Genomic DNA, 19,239 nt, shown 5'->3' with positions numbered 1-19,239 from the left:
TGCATAGCTTCGAAGACCCACTGAACGATTGCCGGGCGCCTTGCAGATGCATCTGAAGCAGTCAAGCCTTGACCCACCGTTGACGGCTCCAGCTGCTCAATGTATCGACCGCGAATACCAGTAACAGCATGGCCAGAATCACCGTGCTGGCTTGCGCTTCCTGGAACAGGCTGAGGCTGACATAGAGCATTTGCCCCAAACCACCGGCGCCGACGAAGCCGAGCACACTGGCCATGCGGATATTGTTTTCCCAGCGGTACAGGACGTAGGCCAGTAGCTGTGGCAACAGGTTGGGCAGTGTGCCGTAACAGAAAGCCCATACGGCGTTGCCGCCCTGCAAGCGGATGGCTTCGGCCGGTTCCGGCGGGGTGTTTTCCAGCGCTTCGGCGAACAGCCGACCGAGCACGCCGGTGGTGTGCAGGGCTAGCGCCAGGGTACCGGCGTTGGGGCCGAGGCCGGCGGCGAGGACCATCAGCGCGGCCCACACCAGTTCCGGAACCGCGCGCAAAGCGTTGAGCACCAGACGCGACGCGCTTTGCAATGGCCAGCCGAAACGCCCGGCCGCAGGCAATGCCAATAGCAGACCGAATACCGCCGCGAGCAGGGTGCCCAGGGCAGACATGGCAATGGTTTCCAGAGCACCGTGGCCGATGGCTTGCAGATGACCGGAGCTCAGGTCCGGGCTGAGAAAACGCTGCGCATAAGCACCCATCTGCTTCAGGTTGCCGGTGCCGCCCAGCTCGCCGAGGTCGATGCCCAGGTAGATGAACGAGGCGATCACCGCTGCGCCGATGCAGAGCAGCAGTGCCAGATTGATCAGGCGATTCATGCCAGCCTCCAGCGCAGCAGGCGGCTGAGTTGATCGGCGAGCAGCACCAGCACGAGGAACGTCAGTAACAAACTGGCCACTTCACCGCCGGCGAACATGCGCAACGACAGATCTATTTGCTGGCCCAGACCGCCGGCACCGACAAAGCCCATCACCACCGAGGCGCGGATGGCGCATTCCCAGCGGTAAACCGTGTACGACAGCAATTCCGCAGCGACATTGGGCAGGATCCCGTAGCAGAAGGCTGTGAGCCGACCGCTGCCCGATTGCAGTAGCGCGTGGGCCGGGCGCTGGTCGACCGACTCGAAAATTTCCGCATAGACCTTGCCCAACATGCCGCTGTAGGTAATGGCAATGGCCAGCACCCCGGCCGTCGGGCCGAGGCCGACGGCGCGCACGAACAGCAGGGCCCAGACGATTTCCGGCACGCTGCGCAGGAAGATCAGCAAACCGCGTACCGGCCAACGCAGCAGTTGGCCCCAATAGCTCGGGTGGCCGGCACGGGAGGCCGCAGACAGCGACAGAGCGCGGCTGGCCAACAGGCTGGCGGGGACTGCCAACAGCAACGCCAGGGCCATGCCGGCCGTGGCGATGGCCAGGGTCTGCAGGGTGGCTTGCAACAACAGCTCAATGAACGCTTCGCCATGGGCCGGTGGCCAGAAGGCGGACACAAACCGGCCCATCTCGCTCTGACTGTCACTCGCCACCAGTACGCTGAGGTCCAATTCGCTGAAGTGGATCCCTGGCCACAGCAGGGCAAGGGCCAGTAATGTGAACAGCAGGCGGGGCCGGGTGGCCGGATCTCGGGTATCACGGGTCAGCATCGGGGAATCTGCACACTCAAGGGCGCCGGAGCAATCGGTGGGGATAGCAGTTGTTCGTTGGCGTAAAGCTTGTCGAGCAACTCACGGTCGACTTCGCTGGCCTGAAGGTCGAACAGGATCTGTCCATCACGCAAGCCGATGATGCGCGAAAAGTGCGCCAGGGCCAGCTCCACCGCATGCAGGCTGGCGACCAGGGTGACGTTGTGCTGCCGGGCATGGCTGCAGAGCACCGAAAGCGTGTGCTGGGCCAACACGGGGTCCATGGCCGAAACCGGCTCATCGGCCAGCAACACCTCGGGCGCCTGGTACAACACGCGGGCAATGCCCACACGTTGCAGCTGTCCACCGGACAGTTGCTGGCATTGCGCGAACAACTTGTCACTCAGGTCCAGCCGGGCCAATGCCGCGCGTGCGCCCGGAATATCCAGTGGGTGCAGCAGGTTCAGCAGGCTCTTGCCCAGACCCCACTGACCCAGCTTACCGGCCAGAACCGCGGTGATCACGCGCTGGCGCGGTGGCAGGGGGGGCGACTGATGGATCAGGCCGATGCGCGCGCGCAGACGCTGACGCTGACGGGCAGAAAGCTGCCAGGCTCGCTCGCCGAGCACCTGCAGCTCGCCATTGCCCGGTCGCAGGGCAGTGGCCAGCAGGTTGAGCAGGCTCGACTTGCCCGCGCCGGACGGGCCGATGATGGCGACCTGTTCGTTTGCACCGATGTGCAGGTCCACGCCACGCAGCGCCTGGACACCATTGGCGTGGGTAAGGCTGACCTGGGTTAGACGCAATGTCATTTGAGCAGGTCGGCGGCGCGTGCGGCTTCCTCGATGCCCTTGTAGTTCTCGGGCTTGGTTTCGATGAATCGGCTGGCGGCCTGCAGATCCAGAATCTCCTTGTCCGCAGGCTTCGCCGGATCGAGGGCCAGGAAGGCAGCCTTAATCTTGGCCGCCAGCGCTGGATCGAGGGTCCCGCGCACCGTCCAGTTGTAGTCGAAGTAAGCCGGAGTGGTCGCAAACACTTTGACCTTGGTGGTATCGACCTTGCCGGCGGCGACCAGTTTTTCCCACACGCTGGCGTTCAGTACGCCGGCGTCGACCTTGCCGGCCTGGACCCAGGCGACAGTGGCGTCATGGGCACCGGAGTAGCCGACGCGACTGAAGTAGGTTTCAGGCTTGATGCCGTCCTTGAGCATAAAGTAGCGCGGCATAAGACTGCCCGATGTGGAGGACACCGAGCCGAATGCAAAGGTCTTGCCCTTGAGATCGGCGAGGGACTTGACGGCAGGGTCGGCGGTGATGAATTTGCTGGTGAATTGGGCGTCCTGTTCGCGCTGTACCAGCGGAATGGCATTGCCGGTTTTCAGGCGTGCCTGCACGAACGTGAAGCCGCCCAGCCAGGCCAGGTCGATGCGGTCGGTAGCCAGCGCCTCGACCACGGCCGGGTAATCACTCACCGGCACGAACTCGACCTTCATGCCCAATTGTTGTTCCAGATAGGCGCCAAGTGGCTTGAACTTGCGCAGCAGTTCGGTCGGGGCTTCATCGGGAATCGCACTGACTTTCAGCGTATCGGCGGCCTGCGCCAACAGGGTGCAAAAAGGCAGGATCAAGCTGACGGCCAACGCCAGGGTACGCTTGAGCATGGAAAATCTCCGGTGTATGAACAAAAGAATGTCGAGGCGCCAGGCAGGCCTGGCGCTTTGTGAGGGTAGACGAAAGGGAGCGATATTGACCGGTTTTGGCCCAATTGCAATCTGTTGCATCGGCGGGTTGAATCCAAAACGCAAAGCGGTCAATTTCCGGAACGCATAATACCGTTTGGGAGATCACCCCCCACCAACGTCTGCATCATGATTTCTCTCGTTCCAGCGGCACCCTGCTAGTTACCGTCCGCCACCTTGCGTTCTATCTCCGCTATTTTTCGCCTGAGCTCTTCAGCCTCCAGCTCCCGGGCATGGGTTTGATTTATACCTTCGTTGTCGTTGTCGTTGTCGCTGTCCTCAAGCTCTGTTTCAACCACATCGTCGGGATTGCCAGAGGTATCGGCAGGCGGGATGTTCGAGGTCGTTTCTGATTCGTCGTCATTAACACGGTCATCATTGTTCATTTCGCTCACCTCCATTGGCCTATAAATTGGATTCATCGGTGTGGAGGGAGTTCGGGTTTTTCAGCCTTTATGACGCGGTTCAATGCTTACTGTTTTCAATAACGCCTCTCCCTTGCCTCAATGGCATGTCGCAAACGCTCTCTCGCGTGTCGTCCCCGGCCACAACACCATTTTCGTCGATGATAAAGACCCGCTTCGTCACGGCTTTCAACTGGCCTGATCGGTCGCATAATTGCGCTAGGGCTTTTTGAGCTTCTGCAGGTAGCATTAGCTTTATTAGCGCACCTAATGACAGGTTGGTTAACGTAACCGAGTGGGTCGAACATTGATCGAACGACGTCAATTCAGCGGAGGCATGAAGGGGAAAAACCTCCGCTATCTGAATGAAAACACTGGCGAGCCTGCTCGAATGACTCGGGCAGGCTTTTTGCTGCTCGAGCATTTCTCGCTGCCCGCGTTCACGCAAGCACTGGATACGATTGTCACCGCGAATCTTCTGCGCCCCGGGTTGTTCTCTTCCCGAACGTTCGGCTTGAATGAGGGGGAGGTCGTCAGCGACCTGGGCCTGGTCATTCGGCCGGATGCACGTATCGATTCTTCAGCCATTCACAACCTGGACCTGCTGGTCATTTGCGGTGGCTACAGGACAGAACTGAAGGCGACTGATGAGCTCATCAGCCTGTTGCGAGCGGCGGCAGATCAGGGTGTCATTCTGGCCGGGTTGTGGAACGGTGCATGGTTCCTGGGCAGCGCAGGCTTGCTCGATGGATACCGTTGCGCCATTCACCCCGAACATCGCCCCGCACTCGCGGAAATCTCCAAGGCGACCCATGTCACCAGTGAACCCTATGTGATTGATCGAGACCGGCTCACCGCGTCCAGTCCCTCCGGGGCATTTCATATGGCGCTGGACTGGATCAAGGAACTGCACGATAAAGCCCTGGTCGAGGGTATCGAGGACATTCTTGCTTTCGAGGAGTCTCGCTACCGGCGCATCAAACCGGCTGAAAATATCTGTGTGAGCGCGCCGCTGCGAGAGGTGGTCAAGCTGATGGATGCCAACCTCGAAGAGCCTCTTGAGCTGGAGCAGCTGGCAGTCTACGCGGGCCGTTCCCGGCGACAACTCGAACGCTTGTTCAAGGAGCAGCTCGGGACCACGCCGCAGCGATATTACATGGAGCTGCGCATCACCGAAGCGCGTCGACTCCTTCAGCACACAGAACTGTCCCAGGTAGACGTGCTGGTTGCCTGTGGCTTTGTGTCGCCCAGTCATTTCAGCAAGTGCTATAGCTCGTACTTCGGCTACAGGCCTTCCAAGGAAAAACGGCTGGTCAAATAGCCGCTTTTTTTGAGTGCATCACTCATTCCCGACGGCGCAAACCTGCCGTTGGGAATGAGTGATGCCGTGGCGGCCGCTCGCTGGAGCAGGTGCACCGGACAAGTCCGCAGACTTAGCCCTTGGCCGCCATCGCGGTGACTTCCACACGCATACCTTCGACCGCCAGAGAGGCCACGCCAACGGCGGCGCGAACCGGCCAGGGCTTGGCGAAGAAGCGCTTGTAGACTTCGTTGAAAGCGGCGCGATCGGCCATGTCAGTGAGGTAGATGGTCAGATGCAGCACCCGGTCCATCGAACTGCCGGCTAGCTCCAACGCTACCTTGAGCGCTTGCAGAGTGCATTCACTCTGCTCGGCGATGCCACCCAGCTCCAGACTGCCGTCGGCACGGGTGGGGATTTGAGTGGAGACCAACAGGCCGCCGAAACCGGCGACATCGGAGGAGATGGATTCCGGGTCTGGGTCGGGGAGAAAGGTGATGTCGCGATTTGCCATGAGGGTTCTCTTGCTTGAGGTGGTGAAAGGCGGTTGTGTATGGGGCAGCTGCTACGGGCGAACGCAGCCTTCTCATTACGACTTAACGTACCGCGGTCAGTTTACAGCACGAGACTATCTGCCAGCCTCATGGCCTGTTGAGTCGCGGCCTTACGCGCAGCCTGGTCAACGTCTTCCCCCAGGATGGTTTTCTCGACAATCACCGAATGCACATCGCTCACGCCGATAAATTGCAGCCAGGCTTCCACGTAGGGCTTCTGAAAGTCGAAGCGCTCCGCTGGCGTGATCGACTGCGCCGAAAAATCCAGGCCGCGGGCGTACATCACCACGGCGGTTTTATTGCGCAGCATGCCTTCCAGACCGCGCTCCGAGTCGAAGCTGAATAAAATGTCTTTCTGCGACACCAGGTCAATGAAGTGTTTGAGCTTGTACGGAATGCTGAAATTCCACAGTGGCACGGACATTACCAGGACGTCTGCGCGGTGCAGGAACCCGGCCAGGTCTTTCAAGGTGTTCCAGGCGTTTTGCTGCGCCGGGGTCAAGGGCGTGCCATTGAGCCCGGCGTATTTGGCGTCCATTGCCAGCTCATCGAATTCCGGCAACACCATGTTCCAAAGATCGAGGGTGAGGATTTCGGTGTCCGGGGTGTTTTCTTGATAGCGCGCAATGAAGCTGCGGGCGACTTCAAGGGAGGCTGACCGCTGTTTGCGCGGGGAACATTCGATATGCAGAAGGGTGGTCATGGCGTGTCTCGGGCGGGGGAAGTTGGACCATTGCAACATAGTTTTATTTGGAATATAAATCGTGAATAAATAAGCCATTAATCACGAATTGAGCTATGTTCGATATTCTGCTGTTAAAAACATTCGTCACCGTCGTCGATGAAGAGGGTTTCAGTCGCGCAGCCGAAAAGCTGCACCTGACCCAATCTGCGGTCAGCGGTCACTTGCGGCGACTTGAAGAGCAAGTCGGAAAACCGCTGTTGACGCGTACAACCCGTTCCCAGCAATTGACGCCCGATGGCGAGCGCCTGATCGCTTATGCGCGGACGATCCTCGCGCTGAACCGTGATGCCTGGGCGCAACTGACGCGCACACCGTTTCACGGGCGGGTGCGGATCGGGGTGTCGGAGGATTTTGTCGAACCGCGATTGCTGCGGGCCTTTCAGGATTTCGCGGCGCAGTACCCGGGCATGGAAATCGACGTGCAGGTGGGCATTCCTGGCACGTTGTTGAACCTGATGAAGCAAGGCGATCTTGAGCTGGTCATCGGTTCTCTGTGCGAAACCAGCGAAGCGGGGTTGCTACTGTGGCAAGAACCGCTGGTGTGGGCCTGGTCGGCGCAGCCCGTCACTCAGTTACCGACACCGTTGCCGCTGGCGCTGTTCCCCGAGCCTTGTCCTTATCGTGAGATCGCGCTGAGGCGGCTGGCTCAGGCGGGGATCGCCCAACGTACGGCGATGTCATGCACCAGCACCGCCGGGTTGCGGGCGGCGGCGCTGGCTGGTTTCGCGGTGGCGCCCATGACGGTCAGTCAATTGGGGCAGGGACTGGCGGCTCTGGGGGCGGAACAAGGATTGCCGGATTTGCCGGATGCGCAGTTTCGGTTGTTTGCCTCTGCTGAAGCGGATCAGGCGATTGTGGCGGCGCTCTCTCAGCTCATTGTGGAGTATTGCTCAACGCGAAGGGCTTGATCGTCATTTACGAGGCGATGATCGGCCCTGTAGGAGCTGTCGAGCCCGCGAGGCTGCGATCGGCTGCGAAGCAGTCGTAAAACCAGAACTCGCGGTGTATCAGGCAGACCGCGTCAGCCGGATTCACGGCTGCTGCGCAGCCGATCCCAGCCTCGCGGGCTCGACAGCTCCTACGGTCGATCGCAGCCTGGCGATCAAGTAAGCAGCTCCCATGGCGGATCGGCGTGCGGCCGGGCGGTCGTGAGATAGACTGATCAGCGGGCATCGGACGGTGGGGGTGACAGGTGGCGCGCTTCAGATGGATTCGCTGATCACGGCGGCAGCCCGTGCGCTCGCGGCGGGTGATCCCCTCGGCGCGCTGAACCGCATCGCCTTGCGCGACGATGCGCCTGCGCTCGCGCTTCGCGGCATCGCGATGGCGCAGCTGGGCGACCTTGTGCGCGCGAAGGCGCTGGTGCGCAGCGCCGCACGTGCTTTCGCGCCGAAAGAGGCGTTGGCCCGGGCGCGATGTGTCGTCGCCGAGGCCGAGATCGCGCTCGCCTCGCGGGACCTGAACTGGCCAACCAAGGCACTCGACGCCGCGCGGGCGACGCTTCAGGCGCACGGCGACCGGGTCAACGCCGCCCATGCGCGGTACCTCGAGATTCGCCGCTTACTGCTGATTGGGCACCTCGACGAAGCCGAACACCGGCTCGCCGAACTCGATCCGACGCCGTTACCATCCGCATCGAGGGCAGCCTACGAACTGGTCGTGGCAGGCGTTGCGATGCGTCGCCTGCAAACAAAAGCAGCGCGCGCGGCACTTGAACGGGCCGAGCGTGCCGCACAACACGCCGCTATCCCCGCGTTGACGGCCGAGGTCGAAAGTGCCGCCCGCATCCTCGACACGCCGGCGGCGCGGCTGATTGTCGGTGGTCAGGAACGGCCGCTGCTGCTCGATGAGATTGAAGCGTTATTGGCATCCCCTAAGCTGGTCGTGGATGCCTGCCGGTATGTCGTGCGTGACGCAGGCTCAGCGGTTTCACTTGCCCGGCGGCCGGTGCTCTTCGCGCTCGCCCGGGCGTTGGGCGAAGCGTGGCCCGCCGACGTGCCGAGGGAGACGCTGATTGCGCGCGCCTTTCGGATGAAGTTCGCGGATGACTCCCATCGCGCGCGGTTGCGCGTCGAGCTCGGGCGCCTGCGCGCAGCGTTGCACCTGATCGCTGATGTCGTCGCGACCCCGCGCGGGTTTGCTCTGGTGCCGCAGGATGCGCGTGACGTCGTGGTGCTGGCGCGGCCTGTCGAAGAGCAACATGCGACGCTGCTCGCCTTCCTCGCTGATGGCGAATCATGGTCGAGTTCAGCCCTGGCGTTAGTGCTTGGCGCCAGTCAGCGCACCGTGCAACGAGCCCTCGACACGCTGGCGGTGGCCGGCAAGGTGCAGTCATTCGGTCATGGCCGGGCCCGTCGCTGGATGACCCCGCCGGTTCCAGGATTCGCGACGGTATTGTTACTCACAGGGTTGCTGCCCAATGATTAGCATCCCTTCACCAACCCAGTGAACGAGGAACAAGACATGAAACATTCAACAGCCGAAATCATCCGCGAATACGGCCCTTTTCCAGGCGTCGACAGCGTCCATGGCGTCACCCATGACGGCCAGCAGGTCTGGTTTGCCTCCGGCGACAAACTCAACGCCCTCGATCCAGCGAGTGGCAAGACGCTGCGCTCGATCGATGTCGCCGCCCATGCCGGTACCGCCTTCGACGGTCAGCACCTGTTTCAGATCGCCGAGGATCGTATCCAGAAAATCGACCCACAGACCGGGCGTGTGCTCTCCACCATCCCCGCGCCCGGCGGCGGTGGCGACTCGGGGCTCGCCTGGGCCGAAGGGACGCTTTGGGTGGGTGAATATCGCGAGCGCAAAATTCATCAGCTCGACCCCCAGACCGGGGCAGTGCTGCGCACGCTCGAATCCAACCGCTTCGTCACCGGGGTAACCTGGGTCGAGGGCGACCTGTGGCACGGCACCTGGGAGGGTGACGAGAGTGAGCTGCGGCGAGTCGACCCGGCGACGGGCGAGGTGTTGGAGAGCGTCCAGATGCCAGCTGGCGTCGGGGTCTCGGGACTTGAGTTCGATGGTCACGACCGGTTTTTCTGTGGCGGCGGCAGCAGCGGGAAGGTGAGGGCGGTGCGCCGGCCTTGATAAGCGTTGGGGGCGGGTATCGGGCCGCAATACCCGCCCAGAAAAAACGAACTTGCGAAGCGGCCGCGTCTCGAATTTAAAAGACTCGAGAAGAAGGCGCCCAATGAGCAAGTCGATAGGCGCAAAAGACCTGAGTAGTCACAGCAGACCTCTGCCGGTCATGACGCCCAAGGAGCACCCGCGATACGACCTGGCGCTGTTGATTGCATTTCTTCTCATCGTCGCAGCGCTGGGTGTTTCACCCCATAGCCGAGTGGATTGGGTCCTGGAAAACCTGCTGGCCCTGCTGCTGGTGATGGTCCTGGTGGTCGTCTCTCGACGGTTCCGTCTGTCTGCCGTTTCCATCAGTCTGGTGTTCGTATTTCTCTGTATTCATGAACTCGGGTCGCACTACACCTATGCGCTGGTGCCCTACGACCGCTGGTGCTCAGCCTTGACCGGGGTCAGCCTGAACAAAACCCTTGGGTTGGAACGCAATCATTACGATCGGCTGGTCCATCTGACGTATGGACTCTTGATGGTGTATCCGATTCGGGAAGTGCTGGTGCGAATCACGCCGCTGCGCGGTTTCTGGGTTGGGTTTATCGCGTTGAACATCGTGCTGTCGACCTCGGCAGTCTATGAAATCGTGGAATGGATAGGTGGGCAGTTCCTGGGAAAAGACACGGCGAAGGCGTTTGTCGCTGCACAAAATGACCCATGGGACTCTCAAGCCGACATGGCGCTGGCCGTGGCAGGTGCGTTCTTTACGTTATTGGCTGTCTGGTTCCGGCGACGGTTGTTTCATCGAAACGCTCAATTAAATGCTTTCGAAGAGAATTCATAATATTTATAGAGTGTTCCAATTGAATGATGTCGATAAGCCGCCAATGTAAAACTACGGACCGCGCCAGGCCCCTTCATCGCCGTACTCCGGGGCTGAATGCACTCTGTAGCAGCTGCCTCGCGGGCTCGGCAGCTGCTACAGGATTAGGTCGTATTACCGGATGGAACTGTTGCAGCAGGCGTACCGTCAATCGAGGACAGGGCCACCAGATCTGACTGGAGGCAATGCCAGTCAGTCAAACCGCACAACCTGTGGGAGCGGGCTTGCTCGCGAAGACGGCGTTACAGTCAACATTGATGTCGCCTGACACACCGCATTCGCGAGCAAGCCCGCTCCCACAGGGATTTCGCTTAACTGACTGGCATTGAGTGCTGGAGGCCTTAATTCTTCGACCGAATGACGGAGGGCCTCTCCATGAGGATCGCTCAGATCGCGCCGCTCACCGAACGTTGTCCGCCCCGTTTGTACGGTGGCACTGAGCGGATTGTGTCTTACCTGACCGAAGAACTGGTGCGCCAGGGCCACGATGTCACGCTCTTCGCCAGCGGCGATTCGCAAACCTCGGCACGCCTGGAAGCGGGCGCGCACCAAGCCCTGCGGTTCGATCCACGCATCAAGGACGGGGCACCTCATCACATTCTGATGCTCGATCAAGTCCTGCGGCAGGCGGATCAATTCGACGTGATGCATTTTCATGTCGATATCTTTCATTTTCCGTTGATTCGACACTTGGCCGGGCGCAGCGTGACCACGCTTCACGGGCGTCTGGACATTGCGGATTACCAATCCTTTTACCCTCACTTTCCCGAGGTGCCGCTGGTCTCGGTGTCCAAGGCGCAACGCAGTCCGGTGAAGGGCGACGTCAATTGGGTGGGCAACGTCTATCACGGCATTCCGGGTGATCTGCTGACCTTCAACCCTGAACCGAGCGGCGACTATCTGGTGTTTCTGGGGCGTATCTCTCCCGAAAAGCGCCCGGACCGCGCCATCGAGATTGCCTCGAAGGCCGGGCTGCCATTGAAAATCGCCGCCAAGGTCGACAAGGCCGATCTGGTGTATTGGGAAGAAATCATCGCACCGATGATCGCCACCCATCCGAATGTCGAATTTCTCGGCGAGATCGATGAATCGCAAAAGGCAGATTTGCTGGGCAATGCTCGCGCCTTGATCTTTCCCATCGACTGGCCTGAGCCGTTCGGCCTGGTCATGATCGAAGCCATGGCGTGCGGCACGCCGGTGATTGCGTTTGGTCAGGGCTCGGTGCCGGAAGTGATCGATGAGGGGGTATCCGGTTACATCGTCGATGGTGTCGCAGGAGCGGTAGCGGCGGTGCAGCGGTTGGCAGAGCTGGATCGGCGCAAGGTGAGGGCCAGGTTCGAGGAGCGATTCACGGTCGAGCGCATGACCAATCACTATCTGGAGTTGTACCGCCATCTCACGGCGGGCAACACCTATGGCCATCCCTCCACGCCCTTCGATATTCCCGCCACCGCGTCGTTGCAAGAGCTGCGTTTGCGCAACCTGAAAAACAACGACACCTTCGCGGTGTTCGATCCCAATGGCGATGTGCTGTTTGCGGACGACAGCCCGCAAGGGATTTTCCATACCGATACCCGCCACCTTTCCGGGCTCTACCTGACGCTTAACGGCGCGCGGCCGCTGTTGCTCAGTTCGACGCTGCGTGACGATAACGCGATGCTCACGTGCGACCTGACCAACCCGGATCTGTTCGACAGCCATGGCGAAAAAATCCTGCACCACGATTTGATCCATCTGCGCCGTTCACGGTTCTTGTGGAACGGCTCCTGCTATGAACGCCTGACCCTGCGCAATTTCGATGATTCGCCCCAGCATCTGCAATTGAGAATTCAGTTCGCAGCCGACTTCAAAGACCTGTTCGAAGTTCGCGGCGCCCGGCGTCCGCAACGCGGCGAAGGGCACCGGGCAGAGATTACCGATGAAGAGGTGGTGCTTTCCTACACCGGTCTGGATCACAAACGGCGCATGACCCGCCTGCGTTTCGCCCCGGTGCCGGTAAGCCTGACCTGCGATTCGGCGTTGTTCGAGGTTCGGCTGGCCCCTGGGGAAAGCCAGTCGCTGTTCATGGACATCAACTGCGGCGTGCAAAATCCGCCGTTTACGGTGCGCCATGGGTTCTTTATTTCATTGCGCGATTCCCGGCGCGAGTTACGCACATTCTCTTCGCGGGCGGCCTCTGTGGTGAGCTCCCACGATGTGTTCAACGAGGCGGTCAGCCGCAGCGTGTCCGACCTCTACATGCTCATGACCAAAACCCCCGAAGGGCTATATCCCTATGCCGGCATTCCATGGTTTAGCACCGTTTTCGGACGAGATGCGCTGATCACGGCATGGGAGATGCTGTGGTTTGATCCCGGTATTGCCAAAGGCGTGCTCGGGCATCTGGCCGCCAACCAGGCAACCATCGTTGACCCCCATGCCGATTCCGAGCCCGGTAAAATCCTGCACGAGATAAGGCTGGGGGAAATGGCCGAATTGGGCGAGGTGCCGTTCCGCCGCTACTACGGCAGCATCGATTCCACGCCGCTGTTCGTCATGCTGGCCGCCGCGTATCTGGAACGCACCAATGACCTGGGCACACTGCGTCAGCTCTGGCCGAATATCGAAGCAGCGCTGAGCTGGATCGAGGAGTACGGCGACCGTGATGGCGACGGTTTTGTCGAGTATGGCCGGCAGTCCGCCGAGGGGCTGATTAACCAGGGTTGGAAAGACAGTCACGATTCGGTTTTCCATGCCGATGGGCAATTGGCCGTGGGTCCGATTGCGATTGTCGAAGTTCAGGCCTACGTGTATGGCGCCTGGACTGGTGCCGCTAAAATCGCTCGTCGGCTGGGTAATCCAGACCGGGCTCAACGCCTTAAATACAAGGCTCAACGCTTGCGCGAAGAATTCGATAACCGCTTCTTCGACGAAGAGCTGGGCACCTATGTATTAGCTTTGGACGGCAACAAGAAACCCTGTCGAATCCGTACCTCCAATGCCGGCCATGCCCTGTTCGCCGGCATCGCTTACCCGGAACGCGCGGCATCGGTCGTCAGCGTCCTGATGGACCGCTCATCCTTTTCCGGCTGGGGCGTGCGCACCGTCGCGTCTTCCCAGGCTCGCTATAACCCGATGAGTTATCACAACGGCTCCGTCTGGCCCCACGACAATGCGCTGATCGCGGCCGGCTTCGCCCGCTACGGTTACCGTCGGGACGCGGCGCGGATTTTCGAAGGTCTGTTCGCCGCGTCGACCTACATCGATCTGCGGCGCCTGCCCGAACTGTTTTGCGGCTTTGCCCGGCAACGTACCCAAGGGCCGACGTTCTATCCAGTCGCCTGCATGCCCCAGGCCTGGGCCGCTGCAGCGCCGTTGTCGATGATTCAGTCGTGCCTGGGGCTGAGCTTCAGGCCGAGGAAGCTCAACATCCTGTTCGACGAACCGGTGCTCCCGGCGTTTCTGGACACCATCGCCTTGCGGCGTTTGGCAGTGGGTGCTGAATGTGTGGACTTGATGCTCCGGCGCTCGGGGGAAAACGTCATGATCGAGGTTCTCAATCGCCAGGGGCCGGTGCGGATCTTGAGCACCAGTTAGCAAGATGGGCGCGAGCGTGTCAGAAGGTGAATGCTTGTGCCGACGAACGCTGAGCCATTTCAGTCTCCAGCAAATGCTCAACCAGCACATCATTCAAAAAGCGGAACTGATCGTTGAGCCCGACCACTTCGTTACTGAAGTGGTTGGCCGCTGCCGGCATCAGCAAGGCCTCGAAGTGCTCATCGAACACCAGCGCGACTGCTTTGCGAGACACGACCTGCTGTGAATAATAGTTGCTGCCGAATACCGGAAAGCTCACGGCGAGGCTGACGGAATGAATCATGATTTCGGCTCCTCGGTTTTACCGATATCCAGCACCAAGCGGGAAAACAGGGTCAGGGTAACGGTCGTCAGGGCCAGGCAGGTCAGGAGATGGATCAACATGGTTTGCCCCTCCGGTGCGGGGTTGAAACAGGGATGAGATTGATCCTGCACCTGATGGTTTTTTTGCGGAAGGCATTCGCGGCGATGGTGAATATTGATGTGAATGATGGTGGCGATCTTCGGTGGTCTTGAGGGCCTATTCGCGAGCAAGCCCGCTCCCACATTGGATCTCCTGCGTACACAAATTTTGTGTCCGACAGTGATCCAATGTGGGAGCGGGCTTGCTCGCGAAGGCGTCTTTGAGGGCGCCATCCATTCATCTGACGGACGGCCCTCGCCCCCGACCTATACTCAAATCAGTACGCTGTTTAGCGTTGGACACTCCGTTCGACGCAGTCTGTAGGACCCCGCGATCTTGAACCTGCGTTCGCTGATCGTCGCTGTGTTGGTGATCTTGGCGGGATGCGCCACGCCCACGCCTGCCCCGGTAATCGTGGTGCCGGTGGTCGTGTCCCAGAGCACCTGGCAGCAGGTGGACCGGGAGATTGTCGCCGCTTCGCAACAGGCCACCGAACAGGCCAGGGTCTACGCCCGCGGGTCCATGGAGCACTGGCGCACGCGGGTTTATCAGCAAACCGAAGAAGTCTTCATTCCGTGGTTCAGCAGCTACTGGACCCAGGAATGGCTGTCGATGAAAGTCAGCTGGTACGCCATCAATGCCGGAGACGAGCAGGATGCGGCGACCAAACGCCTGGCGGCCTATCTGCTGGAGCAATATCACCGGCGGGTGCTGGAACCGGTGGCGGTGGAAGTCGATCCCGACGCGATCCTTGGGCAGGCGACAGAGTTTTATGTGCAACTGATGGGGCAGCAGCTCGAAGTTATTTCCAAACGTCATGGCGTGCCAATGGCGCAGCTCAACGGTCGCATCCAGAAAATTCCGGCTATTTCACTGGGCCCGCCGCCAGCCCGTGACGCTTCGCTGTATCAGGTGGTGCATGCCGAACTCAGCAAATTGCCGGCCTACCTGGCGCTGATCGAGAAGATCCACACGGCAGGCGGCGAGAAGGGCATCGCCTCGACGGACGCCGGCATGGCGCCGGTGGCCAAGCGTGCCAGCAAGCGAATACAAGCCGAAATGGCCCCCCGAGGGGCGGCCAGTGCAGTGGCGGCAGTGGCGGGGAAGGCGGCCGGGGCGTTGATTTCCGTGGGGGTGGCGGGGGTGCGCGCAATTATTCAGGCCAACGATCGGCCCGATAGCGAAGCGCTGATCCGCAGCAGCCTGGGCAATTCGTTCGACAAGGCATGGGTGAAGCTGGTGGATAACCCCGCCACCGGCGTCATGGCCGGAACGCTGTACATGGCCAGGCAGATCGAGGGCAGCCTGGAGGAGACCGTAGAACCGTCGGTCGGTCTGGATGCAGGCACTGTCGATTTTAGCCACGTTGAATCGACTACCCAGCAGATCACCCCATAACCCGAGGAGAACGATCATGGCTTACGTAGATGGCTTCGTCGCTGCAGTACCCACCGCCAACCGCGAAAAATTCAAGCAACACGCACAATCCGCTGCCGAAATTTTCAAGGAAAGCGGCGCACTCAGCCTCGCCGAATGCTGGGGCGATGACGTGCCCGATGGCAAACTGACCTCATTTCCCATGGCAGTAAAACTCAAGGAAGACGAAACCGTGGTGTTTTCCTGGATCGTCTGGCCGGACAAGGCCACCCGTGACGCCGGAATGGCGAAACTCATGAGCGATCCGCGGATGCAGCCGGACGTCAATCCGATGCCGTTCGACGGCCAGCGGGCGATTTTTGGCGGTTTCGAGATGCTCGTCAAAGCCTGAACATTGTCGCAGGATCACTCCGGCGTCGGGGTGGTCCTGCAACTCTTGCGGTTACGAATCTGGCTGTCCGACGGCCGCTCCTTGATGAATTCGAAGCGCGGCTCGCCTTCGTTGTAGTGAACCAGCCAACCCCATTCCAGCTCGGACTCATCCTGGCCCGGCTTGGGTGGCACAGCCCACCATGGCTCTTTGCTGATGACCTGACGCATGGCGCCCTCCCGTCGATTCGGTTGCTTCAACTATAACGCGCCTGCCGGCAGGTGCCAGAAATGCGCTTGCTGGTGTGGTATCCCTTTGTAAAATCAAAGAGTCCCCGAAGCCTTGAGGTGGCAGACATGAGCGATGAATCCCGTGAGCCGTTCAAACGGCTGTTCTTCGCCCTCAACTGCGCCCCCGAACAACGCCGGGCCATTGCCCAATGGCGCAGCGCGCTGGAGCTCAATGTCGGGCGCCCGGTGCCGGCGGAAAACTTTCATCTGACGCTGCTGTTTCTCGGCACGGTGGGGATGGCGCAGATAGCGGGCGTCTGCGAGGCCGCCGCCAATGTCCAGATGCCCGGCGTGCCGTTGACGGTTGTGCTTGATCGTCTGGAAGTCTGGCGTCGCTCCGGGGTTCTGTTGCTGGCGCCCGAGCAGGCAGCACCTGAGTTGCTGCGGTTGGTGTATGCGCTGGAGCAGGCCATGTTGCCCTTTGGTTTCGAAGACACCCGGCGGGAATTTCGCCCGCATCTGACCCTGATGCGCGACTACCGGGCACCGGTCCCCGAATCCGCTACGCCGCCAGAGTTTTTCCTGCGCGCCGATCGCTTCAGCCTGTTCGAGTCCCATAAAGGCCGGTACATAGCGCTGGCCGAGTGGCCGCTGGTCGCTTCATAAGCCCACAAAAAAAGGCGCCCGAGGGATCCACTCCAAGCCCCCCGCCAGTTTGATCACGCTGATATGCGACAGCTTAGCTGTGGCTGAAAGAGCTAGATTGCATGCTGGACTTCGATACTCCGCTTCTCCTTCTCCAGTAGTACCGAGCATCTCTCACGGTTAAGAAAGCTTGGTGTAGCCAAATGCCACTACAAGGGCTAGGATTATGACTCTCCTTACCATGGAACGGTTATATGAAAGCTCTCAAGAATCTTACCGCCACTCCTGAGCAACTAGCCCTTTTCTCGCGAATCAATGTTGGCGTTGAGATTATAAAAGGGGCGGCCGGAAGTGGAAAGACCACTACAGCCCTTCTGAAGCTCAGGGCACTGACACCTACCTACGTCAACCGGAACAAAAAGAAAGATGATCCCAAACCCGTAAATATTTTGGTTCTTACATACAATAAGACCTTGAGGGGATATGTTCGCGAACTGACCTCGAGTCAAAATTTCGACAGGCTGGTTAACTTGGATGTCTCCACCTTCAATAGGTGGGCATTTCATAACTCTCACCCAGTCCCCAGTATTTTGAACTTCACTAATACTGATGACATTCTTAGAGCCTTTGCTGAACCTCTTAGTGGCGACACCGATTTTCTGGTGGATGAGGCCCGATACGTACTTGGCCGGTTTACCCCTGAGAGTCTCGGTGACTACATTGGTGCGAAACGGGAGGGACGGGGTATTAGCCCTAGGATGGAGCGTCCAGCTAGGCAGGTACTTCTGGATAAGGTGATCTACCCCTATCTGTCCGGAAAACAAACCATTTCGAAGCTAGACTGGAATGACCTTGCGGTAAACCTTAGCCGCAATAAGGTTGTTAATTACGATTTGGTTGTAGTTGATGAGGCGCAAGATTTTTCAGCGAATGAATTGCGCGCCGTCCTGAATCAATGTTCTCCAGACTCCTCCATCACTTTTGTTCTCGACAGTGCCCAACGTATCTATAGTCGTAGCTTCATATTTTCAGAGATTGGTGTGGTTGGTTACCCTAGTTTTAATTTGCAAAAGAATTACCGCAATACTCAACAAATTGCGATGTTTGCAGCCCAGTTGCTCGAAGGCCTCGAAGCTGATGAGAATTGGACGATTCCGAATCACACAAGCGCAACGCGTATAGGAGATAAGCCCCTTGTTCTCTTAGGAGAGCATGAAAATCAGGTTGCCTATGTGCTGCGGCATATTGAGGGGAATATTGATCTTCATGAAGAAAGCGTTGCTTTCCTTCATCCGAAGTTACATTTCCAAGAGCTAAAAACACAACTTAGTGCGAAGGGGATGGAATGGGTAAATCTCAGGTCTGAGGCCGAATGGCCAGAAGGCGATGTAAATATCGCACTCAGTTCTCTTCATTCGTGCAAAGGCCTTGAGTTCGATCACGTCATCATGATTGGACTAGACGGCCAGTTCGTAGACGTGCCCGGCTCACCTAGCGAGTACGAAATGGCAGCCAGAATGCGCCGCCTCATAGCTATGGCTGTGGGCAGGGCGCGAAAAAGCGTGATCATTGGCTTCAAATCCTCTGACGCTCCAGATATGATCCGTCGTTGCGATCCAAGCCTCTACCAAGGAGTCCAGGTGTGAGTGAAGTCGAAATTAGGAAACTGATTAAACAACGAAATATCAAGTCGGTTGTTCACTTCACGACAAACAGTGGCTCGCTAGGGACTTTTGCGTCTAAAGCATTAAAGTCACGCCAATTGTTAAATTCAGACGAGCAGCTCCAGCACATTTTTACACCGAACGCACTTTGCCGGGACCGAGATGTCAGATGGCTTAATTATGTAAATCTGTCAATTTCGCAGATCAATACCAACTTTTTCCAAGTGGCGGAGAATAACTGGCATCGTGAGAAAAACTTCTTTTGGTGTATTCTAGATTTTAGCCCTGAAATCCTTACTCATGATGGTGTTTTCTTCTCTACAACGAACAATATTTATAGTGATGTGCGGCGAGGCGAAGGTCATTTGGGGCTTGAAGCAGCTTTTGCACCTTTTGTAAGTCATTGGAATAGTAAAACCTCGAGCTCAGTGACACGCCCCGACAGCTACCCAGCACACTTACCTACATGTCGACAGGCGGAGGTTCTCTATCCCAAAGAAGTGTCGACAGAATACCTGCAGCAGATTTATGTACGAAGCGAATCTGAAATAGACGAATTGATGGGGCAGATGGCAATAACATCACATCCAAACATCCCTATCCAAGTGGCACCTGAATTATTTGCCGGCATCAAGTGAGAACC

The 19,239-nt window shown here is 58.8% G+C and carries 20 protein-coding genes; 11 read left to right on the top strand and 9 right to left on the bottom strand.

Translation table 11 applies throughout. The annotated features are described in order from the left end of the window. Positions 1-61: 61 nt before the first annotated feature. The 5 genes from phnE to ACIPLA_RS22795 all read right to left on the bottom strand — a co-directional run bounded on the left by phnE (position 62) and on the right by ACIPLA_RS22795 (position 3,756). Positions 62-829, bottom strand: coding sequence for a phosphonate ABC transporter, permease protein PhnE (phnE, locus tag ACIPLA_RS22815; protein WP_401176160.1), 768 nt, complete (start codon positions 827-829; stop codon positions 62-64). Then, positions 826-1,653 carry an ABC transporter permease gene (locus ACIPLA_RS22810; RefSeq protein ID WP_218396635.1) on the bottom strand — a complete coding sequence of 276 codons (828 nt, stop codon included), beginning with the start codon at positions 1,651-1,653 and terminating at the stop codon, positions 826-828. The genes phnE and ACIPLA_RS22810 overlap by 4 nt, the downstream gene beginning before the upstream one ends. After that, the gene (locus ACIPLA_RS22805) at positions 1,647-2,444 is read right to left on the bottom strand and encodes a phosphonate ABC transporter ATP-binding protein (RefSeq protein ID WP_218396633.1); all 798 of its coding nucleotides are present in this window, start codon (positions 2,442-2,444) and stop codon (positions 1,647-1,649) included. The genes ACIPLA_RS22810 and ACIPLA_RS22805 overlap by 7 nt, the downstream gene beginning before the upstream one ends. Continuing rightward, positions 2,441-3,292, bottom strand: coding sequence for a putative selenate ABC transporter substrate-binding protein (locus ACIPLA_RS22800; RefSeq protein ID WP_401176156.1), 852 nt, complete (start codon positions 3,290-3,292; stop codon positions 2,441-2,443). Before ACIPLA_RS22800 ends, ACIPLA_RS22805 begins: the two co-directional genes overlap by 4 nt. A 236-nt stretch (positions 3,293-3,528) precedes the next feature. Continuing rightward, on the bottom strand, positions 3,529-3,756 hold the full coding sequence (locus ACIPLA_RS22795) for a hypothetical protein (protein ID WP_123499602.1): 228 nt from the start codon (positions 3,754-3,756) through the stop codon (positions 3,529-3,531). A gap of 325 nt (positions 3,757-4,081) precedes the next feature. Between ACIPLA_RS22795 and ACIPLA_RS22790 the strand changes: the two genes are divergently transcribed. Further along, positions 4,082-5,095, top strand: coding sequence for a GlxA family transcriptional regulator (locus ACIPLA_RS22790; RefSeq protein WP_218396629.1), 1,014 nt, complete (start codon positions 4,082-4,084; stop codon positions 5,093-5,095). Between the two features lie 112 nt (positions 5,096-5,207). Here the strand turns inward: ACIPLA_RS22790 and ACIPLA_RS22785 are convergent, their stop codons facing one another. Together ACIPLA_RS22785 and ACIPLA_RS22780 are read right to left on the bottom strand one after the other, a co-directional pair. Continuing rightward, a complete protein-coding gene (locus tag ACIPLA_RS22785) occupies positions 5,208-5,588 on the bottom strand; it encodes a RidA family protein (protein ID WP_401176152.1) in 381 nt (126 codons plus the stop codon). Between the two features lie 101 nt (positions 5,589-5,689). After that, positions 5,690-6,331: an FMN-dependent NADH-azoreductase gene (locus tag ACIPLA_RS22780; protein WP_401176149.1), complete on the bottom strand. Its 642-nt coding sequence runs from the start codon at positions 6,329-6,331 to the stop codon at positions 5,690-5,692. Between the two features lie 95 nt (positions 6,332-6,426). On the opposite strand from ACIPLA_RS22780, the gene ACIPLA_RS22775 reads away from it, so the two are divergent. The 5 genes from ACIPLA_RS22775 to ACIPLA_RS22755 all read left to right on the top strand — a co-directional run bounded on the left by ACIPLA_RS22775 (position 6,427) and on the right by ACIPLA_RS22755 (position 13,907). Next, positions 6,427-7,281: a LysR family transcriptional regulator gene (locus ACIPLA_RS22775; RefSeq protein WP_401176146.1), complete on the top strand. Its 855-nt coding sequence runs from the start codon at positions 6,427-6,429 to the stop codon at positions 7,279-7,281. A gap of 298 nt (positions 7,282-7,579) precedes the next feature. Continuing rightward, positions 7,580-8,800 carry a helix-turn-helix domain-containing protein gene (locus ACIPLA_RS22770; RefSeq protein WP_218396608.1) on the top strand — a complete coding sequence of 407 codons (1,221 nt, stop codon included), beginning with the start codon at positions 7,580-7,582 and terminating at the stop codon, positions 8,798-8,800. A 36-nt stretch (positions 8,801-8,836) separates the two neighbouring features. Then, on the top strand, positions 8,837-9,466 hold the full coding sequence (locus tag ACIPLA_RS22765) for a PQQ-binding-like beta-propeller repeat protein (RefSeq protein ID WP_401176144.1): 630 nt from the start codon (positions 8,837-8,839) through the stop codon (positions 9,464-9,466). Positions 9,467-9,569: 103 nt separating this feature from the next. Further along, entirely contained in the window at positions 9,570-10,292 is a 723-nt protein-coding gene (locus tag ACIPLA_RS22760) for a DUF2238 domain-containing protein (protein ID WP_401176141.1), read from the top strand. Between the two features lie 414 nt (positions 10,293-10,706). Beyond that, a complete protein-coding gene (locus tag ACIPLA_RS22755; RefSeq protein WP_401176138.1) occupies positions 10,707-13,907 on the top strand; it encodes a glycogen debranching N-terminal domain-containing protein in 3,201 nt (1,066 codons plus the stop codon). 19 nt (positions 13,908-13,926) lie between these two features. Here the strand turns inward: ACIPLA_RS22755 and ACIPLA_RS22750 are convergent, their stop codons facing one another. Continuing rightward, the gene (locus ACIPLA_RS22750; protein ID WP_218396600.1) at positions 13,927-14,190 is read right to left on the bottom strand and encodes a hypothetical protein; all 264 of its coding nucleotides are present in this window, start codon (positions 14,188-14,190) and stop codon (positions 13,927-13,929) included. Positions 14,191-14,646: 456 nt separating this feature from the next. On the opposite strand from ACIPLA_RS22750, the gene ACIPLA_RS22745 reads away from it, so the two are divergent. Continuing rightward, positions 14,647-15,708, top strand: a complete 1,062-nt coding sequence (locus ACIPLA_RS22745) for a hypothetical protein (protein ID WP_401176135.1) — start codon at positions 14,647-14,649, stop codon at positions 15,706-15,708. Positions 15,709-15,724: 16 nt separating this feature from the next. Continuing rightward, on the top strand, positions 15,725-16,078 hold the full coding sequence (locus tag ACIPLA_RS22740; protein ID WP_008068166.1) for a DUF1428 domain-containing protein: 354 nt from the start codon (positions 15,725-15,727) through the stop codon (positions 16,076-16,078). A 14-nt stretch (positions 16,079-16,092) separates the two neighbouring features. On the opposite strand, the gene ACIPLA_RS22735 is transcribed toward ACIPLA_RS22740, so the two are convergent. After that, on the bottom strand, positions 16,093-16,287 hold the full coding sequence (locus ACIPLA_RS22735; protein WP_192343516.1) for a hypothetical protein: 195 nt from the start codon (positions 16,285-16,287) through the stop codon (positions 16,093-16,095). Between the two features lie 126 nt (positions 16,288-16,413). Between ACIPLA_RS22735 and thpR the strand changes: the two genes are divergently transcribed. The 3 genes from thpR to ACIPLA_RS22720 all read left to right on the top strand — a co-directional run bounded on the left by thpR (position 16,414) and on the right by ACIPLA_RS22720 (position 19,234). Beyond that, entirely contained in the window at positions 16,414-16,953 is a 540-nt protein-coding gene (gene thpR, locus ACIPLA_RS22730; protein ID WP_401176131.1) for an RNA 2',3'-cyclic phosphodiesterase, read from the top strand. A gap of 233 nt (positions 16,954-17,186) precedes the next feature. Continuing rightward, on the top strand, positions 17,187-18,578 hold the full coding sequence (locus ACIPLA_RS22725; RefSeq protein WP_401176128.1) for an AAA family ATPase: 1,392 nt from the start codon (positions 17,187-17,189) through the stop codon (positions 18,576-18,578). Continuing rightward, entirely contained in the window at positions 18,575-19,234 is a 660-nt protein-coding gene (locus ACIPLA_RS22720; RefSeq protein ID WP_401176125.1) for a DarT ssDNA thymidine ADP-ribosyltransferase family protein, read from the top strand. The genes ACIPLA_RS22725 and ACIPLA_RS22720 overlap by 4 nt, the downstream gene beginning before the upstream one ends. Positions 19,235-19,239: the final 5 nt, after the last annotated feature.

Origin of the sequence: Pseudomonas sp. NPDC086112 (genome assembly GCF_044746425.1) — a bacterium.
Lineage (GTDB): Bacteria > Pseudomonadota > Gammaproteobacteria > Pseudomonadales > Pseudomonadaceae > Aquipseudomonas.
This window is presented reverse-complemented; position numbering and strand designations above follow the sequence as displayed.

What these genes read in the sequence shown, in the direction of transcription:
- ACIPLA_RS22800 (WP_401176156.1), bottom strand. Translation starts at nt 3,292, where the DNA reads ATGCTCAAGCGTACCCTGGCGTTGGCCGTCAGCTTGATCCTGCCTTTT.
- phnE (WP_401176160.1), bottom strand. Translation starts at nt 829, where the DNA reads ATGAATCGCCTGATCAATCTGGCACTGCTGCTCTGCATCGGCGCAGCG.
- ACIPLA_RS22740 (WP_008068166.1), top strand. Translation starts at nt 15,725, where the DNA reads ATGGCTTACGTAGATGGCTTCGTCGCTGCAGTACCCACCGCCAACCGC.
- ACIPLA_RS22770 (WP_218396608.1), top strand. Translation starts at nt 7,580, where the DNA reads ATGGATTCGCTGATCACGGCGGCAGCCCGTGCGCTCGCGGCGGGTGAT.
- ACIPLA_RS22760 (WP_401176141.1), top strand. Translation starts at nt 9,570, where the DNA reads ATGAGCAAGTCGATAGGCGCAAAAGACCTGAGTAGTCACAGCAGACCT.
- ACIPLA_RS22735 (WP_192343516.1), bottom strand. Translation starts at nt 16,287, where the DNA reads ATGCGTCAGGTCATCAGCAAAGAGCCATGGTGGGCTGTGCCACCCAAG.
- ACIPLA_RS22765 (WP_401176144.1), top strand. Translation starts at nt 8,837, where the DNA reads ATGAAACATTCAACAGCCGAAATCATCCGCGAATACGGCCCTTTTCCA.
- ACIPLA_RS22785 (WP_401176152.1), bottom strand. Translation starts at nt 5,588, where the DNA reads ATGGCAAATCGCGACATCACCTTTCTCCCCGACCCAGACCCGGAATCC.
- ACIPLA_RS22780 (WP_401176149.1), bottom strand. Translation starts at nt 6,331, where the DNA reads ATGACCACCCTTCTGCATATCGAATGTTCCCCGCGCAAACAGCGGTCA.
- ACIPLA_RS22750 (WP_218396600.1), bottom strand. Translation starts at nt 14,190, where the DNA reads ATGATTCATTCCGTCAGCCTCGCCGTGAGCTTTCCGGTATTCGGCAGC.
- ACIPLA_RS22805 (WP_218396633.1), bottom strand. Translation starts at nt 2,444, where the DNA reads ATGACATTGCGTCTAACCCAGGTCAGCCTTACCCACGCCAATGGTGTC.
- ACIPLA_RS22775 (WP_401176146.1), top strand. Translation starts at nt 6,427, where the DNA reads ATGTTCGATATTCTGCTGTTAAAAACATTCGTCACCGTCGTCGATGAA.
- ACIPLA_RS22725 (WP_401176128.1), top strand. Translation starts at nt 17,187, where the DNA reads ATGAAAGCTCTCAAGAATCTTACCGCCACTCCTGAGCAACTAGCCCTT.
- thpR (WP_401176131.1), top strand. Translation starts at nt 16,414, where the DNA reads ATGAGCGATGAATCCCGTGAGCCGTTCAAACGGCTGTTCTTCGCCCTC.
- ACIPLA_RS22755 (WP_401176138.1), top strand. Translation starts at nt 10,707, where the DNA reads ATGAGGATCGCTCAGATCGCGCCGCTCACCGAACGTTGTCCGCCCCGT.
- ACIPLA_RS22795 (WP_123499602.1), bottom strand. Translation starts at nt 3,756, where the DNA reads ATGAACAATGATGACCGTGTTAATGACGACGAATCAGAAACGACCTCG.
- ACIPLA_RS22810 (WP_218396635.1), bottom strand. Translation starts at nt 1,653, where the DNA reads ATGCTGACCCGTGATACCCGAGATCCGGCCACCCGGCCCCGCCTGCTG.